The organism is Aeromicrobium sp. REDSEA-S32_B7 (assembly GCF_001626145.1).
Classification (GTDB): domain Bacteria; phylum Actinomycetota; class Actinomycetes; order Propionibacteriales; family Nocardioidaceae; genus Aeromicrobium; species Aeromicrobium erythreum.
On record NZ_LUNF01000046.1, the window covers coordinates 23,887 to 32,758 of the forward strand.

Annotated in this window: 11 protein-coding genes; 7 read left to right on the forward strand and 4 right to left on the reverse strand. The window is 73.1% G+C overall.

The features are described 5' to 3' along the window. Positions 1–25 precede the first annotated feature (25 nt). The 3 genes from A6Q79_RS03250 to A6Q79_RS03260 all read left to right on the forward strand — a co-directional run bounded on the left by A6Q79_RS03250 (position 26) and on the right by A6Q79_RS03260 (position 1,344). A complete protein-coding gene (locus tag A6Q79_RS03250) occupies positions 26–562 on the forward strand; it encodes a hypothetical protein (protein ID WP_286689409.1) in 537 nt (178 codons plus the stop codon). 71 nt (positions 563–633) lie between these two features. Next, a complete protein-coding gene (locus A6Q79_RS03255) occupies positions 634–852 on the forward strand; it encodes a hypothetical protein (protein ID WP_067858483.1) in 219 nt (72 codons plus the stop codon). A 15-nt stretch (positions 853–867) separates the two neighbouring features. Further along, a complete protein-coding gene (locus A6Q79_RS03260; protein WP_286689408.1) occupies positions 868–1,344 on the forward strand; it encodes a GAF domain-containing protein in 477 nt (158 codons plus the stop codon). Positions 1,345–1,352: 8 nt separating this feature from the next. On the opposite strand, the gene A6Q79_RS03265 is transcribed toward A6Q79_RS03260, so the two are convergent. Beyond that, entirely contained in the window at positions 1,353–2,387 is a 1,035-nt protein-coding gene (locus A6Q79_RS03265; RefSeq protein ID WP_286689407.1) for a zinc-binding dehydrogenase, read from the reverse strand. 121 nt (positions 2,388–2,508) lie between these two features. Between A6Q79_RS03265 and A6Q79_RS03270 the strand changes: the two genes are divergently transcribed. Beyond that, positions 2,509–2,655, forward strand: coding sequence for a GPGG-motif small membrane protein (locus A6Q79_RS03270; protein ID WP_169795972.1), 147 nt, complete (start codon positions 2,509–2,511; stop codon positions 2,653–2,655). Positions 2,656–2,734: 79 nt separating this feature from the next. Beyond that, positions 2,735–3,193, forward strand: coding sequence for an SRPBCC family protein (locus tag A6Q79_RS03275; RefSeq protein ID WP_067858476.1), 459 nt, complete (start codon positions 2,735–2,737; stop codon positions 3,191–3,193). Between the two features lie 265 nt (positions 3,194–3,458). On the opposite strand, the gene A6Q79_RS03280 is transcribed toward A6Q79_RS03275, so the two are convergent. Beyond that, positions 3,459–5,060, reverse strand: a complete 1,602-nt coding sequence (locus A6Q79_RS03280; protein ID WP_286689406.1) for a peptide chain release factor 3 — start codon at positions 5,058–5,060, stop codon at positions 3,459–3,461. 61 nt (positions 5,061–5,121) lie between these two features. Here A6Q79_RS03280 and A6Q79_RS03285 point away from each other — a divergent pair, with 61 nt between their 5' ends. Next, positions 5,122–5,817 carry a spermidine synthase gene (locus A6Q79_RS03285; protein WP_286689405.1) on the forward strand — a complete coding sequence of 232 codons (696 nt, stop codon included), beginning with the start codon at positions 5,122–5,124 and terminating at the stop codon, positions 5,815–5,817. Positions 5,818–5,827: 10 nt separating this feature from the next. Here the strand turns inward: A6Q79_RS03285 and A6Q79_RS03290 are convergent, their stop codons facing one another. Continuing rightward, positions 5,828–6,271 carry a hypothetical protein gene (locus A6Q79_RS03290; RefSeq protein WP_253023192.1) on the reverse strand — a complete coding sequence of 148 codons (444 nt, stop codon included), beginning with the start codon at positions 6,269–6,271 and terminating at the stop codon, positions 5,828–5,830. A gap of 92 nt (positions 6,272–6,363) precedes the next feature. On the opposite strand from A6Q79_RS03290, the gene A6Q79_RS03295 reads away from it, so the two are divergent. Beyond that, positions 6,364–7,518 carry a PQQ-dependent sugar dehydrogenase gene (locus tag A6Q79_RS03295; protein WP_289017243.1) on the forward strand — a complete coding sequence of 385 codons (1,155 nt, stop codon included), beginning with the start codon at positions 6,364–6,366 and terminating at the stop codon, positions 7,516–7,518. 133 nt (positions 7,519–7,651) lie between these two features. Here the strand turns inward: A6Q79_RS03295 and A6Q79_RS03300 are convergent. Continuing rightward, positions 7,652–8,872 (reverse strand): FAD-binding domain-containing protein (locus A6Q79_RS03300; protein WP_317696258.1); only part of this gene is annotated, 1,221 nt, incomplete at its 5' end.

Sequence of the window (8,872 nt, forward strand, 5' to 3'; positions counted from 1 at the left end):
CGACGCGCCTCGAAGGGAGAAGCCGATGTCCGACGCTCAGACGCCCACCGCGTCACGGCAGCGCCTGGCGAGCGTGGCGTTGTCGGTCGCCGGTCTCGTCTTCCTCGTGGCCGGGCTGCTCTCGTCGTGGTCACGTCTCAACGTGCTGCTCGTCCCCGTGGCGCTCGGCCTGGTGGCGCTAGCGCTCGCGGTCAGGGAGACAGCAGCCGCCGCTCGACCCAGCCGGGTGGCCGCCGTCGTGCTGTCCGCGCTGTCGATCCTCAGCCCGGTCGCCACCGTCGCCGTCGTGTTGGTAGCCGACGCCCTGGGCACGTCCGCGTCGTACACGCTCACGGTCGACTCGCCCGAACCGGTCGACGTGGTCGTCAGGAAGGACGCCGACCAGGAGCGCAGGAGGTGGGACAGGGGAGACTCGATCACGTTCTCCTCGAGGGCGTCGGTCGTCGGGATCGACGCGCGAGCCGCGACGCCGACCACGGTGATCTCGTGCGAGATCCGCCGCGACGGCAGGACCGTCGCGTCCGCGCAGCGCGCCGGGTCGGTCGACTGCAGCGTCCGCTAGGCGCGAGGCTCCTCGGCGCCGGCGCGACTGATCGGGATGCGGATCGGCCGGTCTTGCGTAGCGTCACGGTCATGACTGATCTGACTCCCGAGAAGCTCGAAGCGATCCAGAACGTCGTCGACCGCGTCGGCGCCTACCAGGACGGTGCTCCCGAGGGGACCGTCGAGACCGAGCTGCGCAAGGGCCTCGACGAGGCCGACGTGAGCCTCGAGGACGCGCACGTGACCGCCCTGGCCGAGGCCATCGAGTCGGCCGACGGCGACGTCGACGCCTCCTCGGTGCTCGGCTGACGGAACCGACCCACGATGGTCGTCGTCCTGCGGGCGCCGCTGCGCTCGCGTGACGACGACGTCGACCACGCCGCAGCCGTCGCGCACGCGCTGCGGCGTGGTCTCGTCGGGGTCGGCGGCCGGCTGCCAGAGCTGCCGGCGGACCTCGACGACGCGGTCGCGCAGGTGGCACGACGTCACGGCGACCGCACGGCCGCGCGCCTCGGTCGGTTCGCGGCGGTGGAGCGGGGCGCGTTCGCCTGGACCCGCGACGTCGCGGGCGAGCTGTGGCTCGGTCGGGTGACCGGCGACTGGCACTTCGACCCGTCGGCCGATGCGGCGACGCTCGACCTCCAGCACGTCCGCGACTGCCGTTGGCTGGACGACCCCGTGCCGTGGCCGGAGGTGCCCTCAGCGGTGCACGCCACGTTCGAGCGGGGCGGGCGCAACCTGCAGCGCGTCCACGACGTCGGCGCCGAGGCCGGCTCGCAGCTCCTGTGGGAGCGCCGGTAGCGGCTGAGTCAGCGCCAGGGGTCGATGATCGTCAGGCCCGCGACGGTCGCGGTGTCGAACGTCGGCAGCAGCGCGGCGGCCGTGTCGAGGTCGACGGTGCGCTCGAGCAGCAGGTCCGGACGCAGCCGCCCCTCGGCGACGAGCGCCATCATCTCCGGGTAGTCGCTGGCGGCCATGCCGTGGCTGCCCAGCAGGTCGAGCTCCCACGCGATCGCGCGCTCCATCGGCACCCGCGGGTGCCCCTCGACGCCGGGCAGCAGGCCGACCTGCACGAGACGGCCACGCCGGCGCAGGCTCAGGAGGGCCGTCGCGCTGGTCGCCTCGCTGCCGACGGCGTCGACGGACACGTGGGCGCCTCCGCCGGTGATGTCCGCGACCGCGGCCTCGACGTCGTCACCGGCGAGCAGGGTGTGGTCGGCGCCGAGTCGACGCGCGACGTCGAGCGCCGCGGTCGTGCGGTCGACGGCCACCACCCGCGCCCCGAGGGCCCGGGCGATCATCACGGCGCTCAGTCCGACGCCGCCGGCCCCGACCACGACGACCCACTCGTCGGCCGCCACGCGGGCCCGTGCCACCAGCGCGCGGTAGGCGGTCGCGAACCGGCAGCCGAGTGCCGCGGCGGTGGCCAGCTCGACGTCGTCGGGCACCGCCACGAGGTTGGTGTCGGCGGCGTGGAGCGCGACGTGCTGCGCGAACGAGCCCCAGTGCGTGAACCCGGGCTGCTGCTGGTCGGGGCACACCTGCGCGTCGCCTCCACGGCACCACGAGCACCGGCCGCAGCCGCACACGAACGGCGTGGTCACGCGGTCGCCCACGGCCCACCGGGTGACACCGGTGCCGACCTCGGAGACGACTCCCGCCAGCTCGTGCCCCGGGACGTGCGGGAAGACGAGGTCCTCGTGCCCGGCCCACGCGTGCCAGTCGCTGCGGCACAGGCCGGTCGCGCGGACCTCCACGACGACGCCGCCGGCCGGTGCCGTGGGGGCGGGGACGTCGCGGACCTGGGGGTCCGCGCGGACGGCGTCGAGGACGATGGCGCGCATCCCGTCATCCTCCCACCCGGCCGGCGCGGAGCGTCTCGCGCTCCAGGTGCGAGCCGCGCGGCGCGGTCCTACGGTGGCGGGACGTTCGGCCCACCCGGGGCCGACGGGAGGGAGCACCATCATGTGGGACACCATCCTGTGGATCGCCGCCGTCGTGATCGGCATCTTCGGCGTGCTGCGCATCATCCGCGGCGACATCCTCTGGGGCGCGGTGCTGATCGTCGTCGCGCTGCTCGTCGGCCCGGGAGGCGTCAGCATCTTGAGCTGATCCGCGTCCCGTGCGCCGTTTCGACGGCGCGCGGGACGGGTAGCACTGATGGGTACAGCCTTCTGCGAGAGGACAGCCCATGAGCACGATCACCGAGTCCGTCGACGTCGACGTCGACGTGCGCACCGCGTACGACCAGTGGACCCAGTTCGAGGACTTCCCGGCCTTCATGGAGGGCGTCGAGCGCATCGACCAGATCGACGACACCCATCTGCACTGGGTGGTCAAGGTCGGACCCGTCACGCGCGAGTTCGACGCGACGGTCACCGAGCAGCACCCCGACGAGCGCGTCGCGTGGACGTCCGACAGCGGGCCGGAGCACGCCGGCGTCGTCACGTTCCACCGGCTCTCGGACCACGCCACACGCGTGACGGTGCAGATGGACGTCGACCCCGACGGCTTCGTCGAGGAGGTCGCCGACAAGGCGGGCCTGCTCGACCGACGCACCCGTGGTGACCTCCAGCGGTTCAAGGAGTTCATCGAGCGTCGCGGCGGCGAGCCGACCGGCGCGTGGCGCGGCGAGGTCGAGCGACCCTGAACCCGGCGTCGCGTCCCTGACGCGACTGCCTGATCTGGGCGACGGCCCAGCGGGGCGACGGTCGGCGCGGTCTCGGATCCGCGCCGACCGCGCGCTGTCTCGACCCCTGGCGCGAGACACCGCCCACCCGGCCTCGTGTCGTGCACCAGGCTACGGACGGGCAGTCCCGCTCCCCAGGGACCAAGGTCCTCGGAACCTCGCGGTGCGCTCGGGACCGACGGCCCGGGCCCCCGAGCGATCGGGTGGTCGTCGGTCGGGCGAAGCCTCAGGACAGCGGTGCGCGGTCGTCGACGTCGGCCGACAGCGACTCGAACGTGATGTCGGGGTGCTGGCGCGAGACGAACTGCAGGCGCCAGCGGTCGCTGAACACCGCGAGCGCCGTGCCGTCGCTGCGCTCGAACGTCTCGACGCCGTTGATGCCGGCGAGCGTCTCGCGGTCGGCGGACTGGATGCGTCGAGCCAGCGTGTAGGGCAGGAAGTCGAGGCGGGTCTCGGCGTTGAACTCGCGCTGCAGCCGGTCGGTGACCACCTCGAACTGCATCGGCCCGACCGCGGCGAGCACCGGCGACTGGTCGCCGCGCAGCGTCGAGCGCAGCACCTGCACGACGCCCTCGCGGTCGAGCTGCTCGATGCCGCGCCGGAACTGCTTGAACCGCGACGTGTCGCGGGCGCTGATCGTCGCGAAGTGCTCGGGCGCGAACTGCGGGATCGGCGGGTACTCGACCTTCGGCCCGAGGTAGAGGGTGTCGCCGATGCCGAGCTGGGAGGCGTTGACCAGGCCGATCACGTCGCCGGGGTAGGCGAGGTCGGTGGTCTCGCGGTCGCGTCCGAAGAGGTTCTGCGCGTACTTGGTGGCGAACGGTCGCCCGCCCTGCGTGTGCTGCACGACCTCGCCGCGCTCGAAGACGCCCGAGCAGATGCGGGCGAAGGCCACGTGGTCGCGGTGGGCGGTGTTCATGCCCGCCTGGATCTTGAACACGAAGGCGCTGAAGGGGGAGTCGACGGCGCGCGGCTCGCCCTGGGCGTCGAGGCGGGGGCGCGGTGCGGGCGCCAGCTCGAGCATCACGTCGAGCAGCTGCGTGACGCCGAAGTTCAGCGCCGCCGCCGCGAAGAGAACGGGCGTGGTGCGTCCGGCGAGGAACTCCTCGGGGTCGTGATCGGCGCCGTCGGCGGCGAGCAGCTCGTGCCCGCCGACCGCCTCCCCCCACGCGTCGCCGAAGACGCTCGCCGCGTCGTCGGGGGAGTGCACCGTCTCACCGGCGATGGTCGCGCCGCCCGACGTGCGCTCGTACTCGACCGCGTGCCCGAGCCGACGGTCGAGCACGCCGCGGAAGTCGCCGGCGATGCCGATCGGCCAGGTGAGCGGCGTGGGCCGGATGTCGATGCGCTGCTGGATCTGGTCGAGCAGCTCGAGCGGGTCGAGGCCCGGGCGGTCCCACTTGTTGACGACGGTGATCACCGGGATGCCGCTGCGGTGGCAGACGTCGAACAGCTTCAGCGTCTGCGGCTCCAGGCCCTTCGCACCGTCGAGCAGCATGACGGCGAAGTCGACCGCGCTCAGCACGCGGTAGGTGTCCTCGGAGAAGTCGGCGTGGCCGGGGGTGTCGACCAGGTTGACCACGTGCCCGCGATGCTCGAACTGCAGCGCGGTGGACGAGATCGAGATGCCGCGCTCCTTCTCCATCTCCATCCAGTCCGAGACGGTGGCGCGGCGGCCCGCCTTGCCGTGCGTGGCGCCGGCCTCGGAGATCACGCGTGCGTGCAGGGCCAGCGCCTCGGTGAGCGTCGACTTGCCGGCGTCGGGGTGGGAGATCACGGCGAAGGTGCGACGGCGGGCGGCCTCGGCGAGCACGGTGGGGGAGGACATCGACCCGACCTTACCGGCGGCTACCGTCGGCCCGGGACCGAGCCGTGACGAAGGGGCGACGATGGCCAAGTTCGAGGAGCTCGACTGGGCCGAGACCCCGTGGGGCCTGGTGGTGTTGCGACGCCGGTTCGACCTCGTGACGCAGTGCGACGTGCACGAGGTCAAGCTCGGCGACGACTACCTCATGTCGAGCCAGTTCACGGTGAGCGAGCGGGCCCTGGCCGAGCTCGGGCTCCGCGCGGCCGTGGGCTCGTCGCTGCGGGTCATGGTCGGCGGCCTCGGCCTCGGCTACACCGCCTTCGAGGCGCTGCGCGACGACCGGGTCGTCGATCTGGTGGTCGTCGACGCGCTCGACGCGGTGATCCGCTGGCACCGCGACGAGCTGTTCGACGACACGCGCGGGCTCGCGTCGGACCCGCGCACCACCCTCGTGCGCGACGACTTCTTCGACCTCGTGCGGACGGGCCGTCTGGATCGACCGGTCGACGTGCTGCTCGTCGACATCGACCACGCGCCCGACTGGCTGCTGCGCACCGACCACGGCGACTTCTACACGGTCGAGGGGCAGCGAGCCGCGGCACGCATGCTCGTCGACGACGGCGTGTTCGGGCTCTGGTCCGACGAGCCGCCGGAGGACGCGTTCGTCGACGTGATGCGCCAGGCGTTCGCGACGGCCGAGGCCCACGTGGTGACGTTCGACAACCCGCTCACCGGGGGCACGTCGACCGCGACGATCTACGTCGGCACGCGCGCCTGAGCCGAGCCGCTCAGTCCGGCGTGGCCTCGTGGTGGCGTCGGCCCTGGGTGCGCCGGTCCTCCTTCATCTCCGCCTCGAACAGGTGCGGACGGCCGTCGACCAGGCTGTCGCGGGCGGTGCGCTCGAGGTCCTTGAAGGTCGCGTAGTAGCCCTCGTCGTACTCCTCGACGAGCTGGAAGGTCCAGCGCCCCTCGATGACGTTGCGTCCGACCAGCTCGGTCTCGATGCGGTCGGCGAGGTCGCCATGACCGGCCTCGCGCAGGAGGTCGGCGGCCTCGCCGGCCTGCAGGTCGGCATGCCCGGACAACCGGTGGAAGGCGTAGAGCGAGCCACGCGCCTCCTCGACGGCCTCGAGGGCCTCGCTGAGCTTGCCGAGCGCCTCGACGGTGTCGTCGGAGACGCCGTCGGGTCGGCGGTGGCGGGTGGCGGGACGGTCCTGTCGGTCGCTGCTCATGTCTCCACGGTGGCACTGGTCGCTGGTCGCGGCATCCGCGCGCGCCCTGCGCTCACGCTGCGGCCCTTGGTGTGCTCGGTGACACTCGACGTATGAGGCTTCTCGGACTCGGACTCGCGGCCGTCCTCGTGGCGGGCTGCTCCACGGACCCCGACCCCCGCCAGGACGAGGCCTCGCCGGCCTCCACCCCTGCGACGTCGGCGAGCGGCAACCCGCCTTTCGAGGTGGAGGAGGTCGACCGCTTCGAGACGCCGTGGGCGATGGCCTTCGTGCCGGGGACGGGCGACCTGCTCGTCACCGAGCGCACCGGCACACTCACTCTGCGCGACGCCGAGACCGGCGAGCGCACCGAGGTGTCGGGCGTGCCCGACGTCGTCGCAGCCGGGCAGGGAGGCCTCGGCGACGTGGTCGTCGCGCCCAGCTTCGAGGACGACCAGCGGGTCTACCTCAGCTGGGCGGAGGCGGGCGACGGCGGCACGGGTGCCGTGGTCGGTCGGGCGCGGCTGGCCACCGGCGACGGGTCGGCGGCCCTCGAGGACCTCGAGGTCGTCTGGCGCCAGACGCCGAAGGTGTCGGGCAACGGCCACTTCTCGCACCGCATCGCGTTCGACCCCGACGGCGAGCACCTCTTCATCAGCTCCGGCGACCGCCAGCAGAAGACGCCGGCCCAGGACACGTCGAACACGCTCGGCACGATCGTCCGGCTCACGCTCGACGGCGAACCGGCGCCCGGCAACCCGCTGGCGGATGAGGGCGGTGCGTCGGCGCAGATCTGGAGCTGGGGCCACCGCAACCCGCTCGGCCTGGAGTTCGCCGACGACGGCACGCTCTGGTCGAGCGAGATGGGCCCGGAGGGCGGCGACGAGCTGAACATCATCGAGAAGGGCGGCAACTACGGCTGGCCCGAGGCGTCCAACGGCAGCGACTACGGCGGCGGCGAGATCCCCGACCACGCGGACGGCGACGGCTTCGTCGCGCCGCGCACCGGGTGGACCCCGTCGATCTCGCCCGGCAGCCTGCTCATCTACACCGGCGACCTGTTCCCGGAGTGGAAGGGCGACGCGTTCCTCGGTGCGCTGTCGGGCGAGTCGCTCGTGCGCGTCGATCTCGACGGCACGACCGCCGGCGACGACGAGAAGATCGTCGAGGGCCAGCGCGTCCGCGCCGTCGAGCAGGCGCCCGACGGCTCCATCTGGCTGCTCGAGGACGCCGGCTCCGGCCGCCTCCTCCGCCTCGCCCCCGCCTGAGCGGAGATTCCCAGGTCGACCTGGGAATCTCCGGCGAGGCACGGTTCCCTCAGCCGCGCGCGGCTTGCTTTCCGTGCTTGCGTGAGATTCCCGTGCCTCGTCGCGTCCCGCCCCGTCGTGTCGATGTTCACGCTCAGCGACGCACACCCTTGCGCCAGGCGCTGTACGACGTGAGCCGCTGCGACGTCGGCCGCTCCAGCCACCGCCACGGGTGCAGGGCGGCGACGTCGACGTCGGCCGAACGTCGCGTGAACCACGGGACGGGCGCGAAGGTGACGGCGACGGACCGACCAACGAGCTCCTCGCCGACGACGCCGCGACGTACCTCGACCTCGCGCCGGGTCGCGAGGTCGGCGAGGGTCTCGGCGAGGAACACGAGCCGCTTGCCCGACCACCGCAGCTCGGCCAGCTTCGGCTCGTCGAACACGTAGACGACGGGGACGTCGGGGTGCGCCTCGAGTGCGGGGTCGGCGTCGCCCATCGACTCCGGTGTCAGCCACACGGCCGACGGGTCGCCCTCGACGACGGGCGCGTCGGGGCCCGGTCCGGGGGCGCCGGCGGCGTGCCCGATGCGGACCGGCGCGTGCTCGACGGTGGGTCCAGGGTCGGCATCGGGCCATTCCTGCACCGGACACGCGTCGCTGAGCGCGCACGACCGGCACAGCTGCGGGGCGCGCTTCTCCACCTGCCACCGGCTGAAGCCGTACGGCTTCCCGGTGCCGGCGCCGATCGTCCACTGCCAGCCCAGGCGGTTCGCGGCCCGCGAGCCGTCGAGAAGGTGGCGGTAGAAGTGGTCCTCGCCGTCGCGCCAGTCGCGCCCGTGCCGGACGGTCCAGTGGGAGGCCCACCACATGCGCACCTGGTTGACGAGCCAGCCGTCCTGCTCGAGCCGGTCCTGCACCCAGCGGATGCACGCCATCCGCTCGTCCCAGTCGGGGTCGACGTCGGGGTGGGGAGGCTCGCGACGCAGTGGCTCGCGCGTCGCGGGGCCGATCCTGGCGTACACGTGGCGCGCGTACTCCTGCCACAGCAGCTCGTCGCGATACTTGCGCCGGTCGCCCGACGGCGCGTCGGCCACCGCGTCCCACACGGTCGGCAGGTCGAGGAGCCCGTGCGTCAGGTACGGCGAGACGCGACTCGCCCCCTGACGCTCGACGGGCAGCACGTTCGAGCGGGTGCGGGCGTAGCCGGTGACGTCGAGCCCGGCGAGCGCGACGTCGGCCGCCGTCTGTCCGCCGCGGTGACCGCCGGGACGGACGTCACCAGCAGCCTCCCAGGTCAGGTCGCCCAGGTGCTCCGCGACCCAGGCGACGACGGCGTCGGTGTCGTCGGGGGCCGGCAGGGCGGGGAGGGC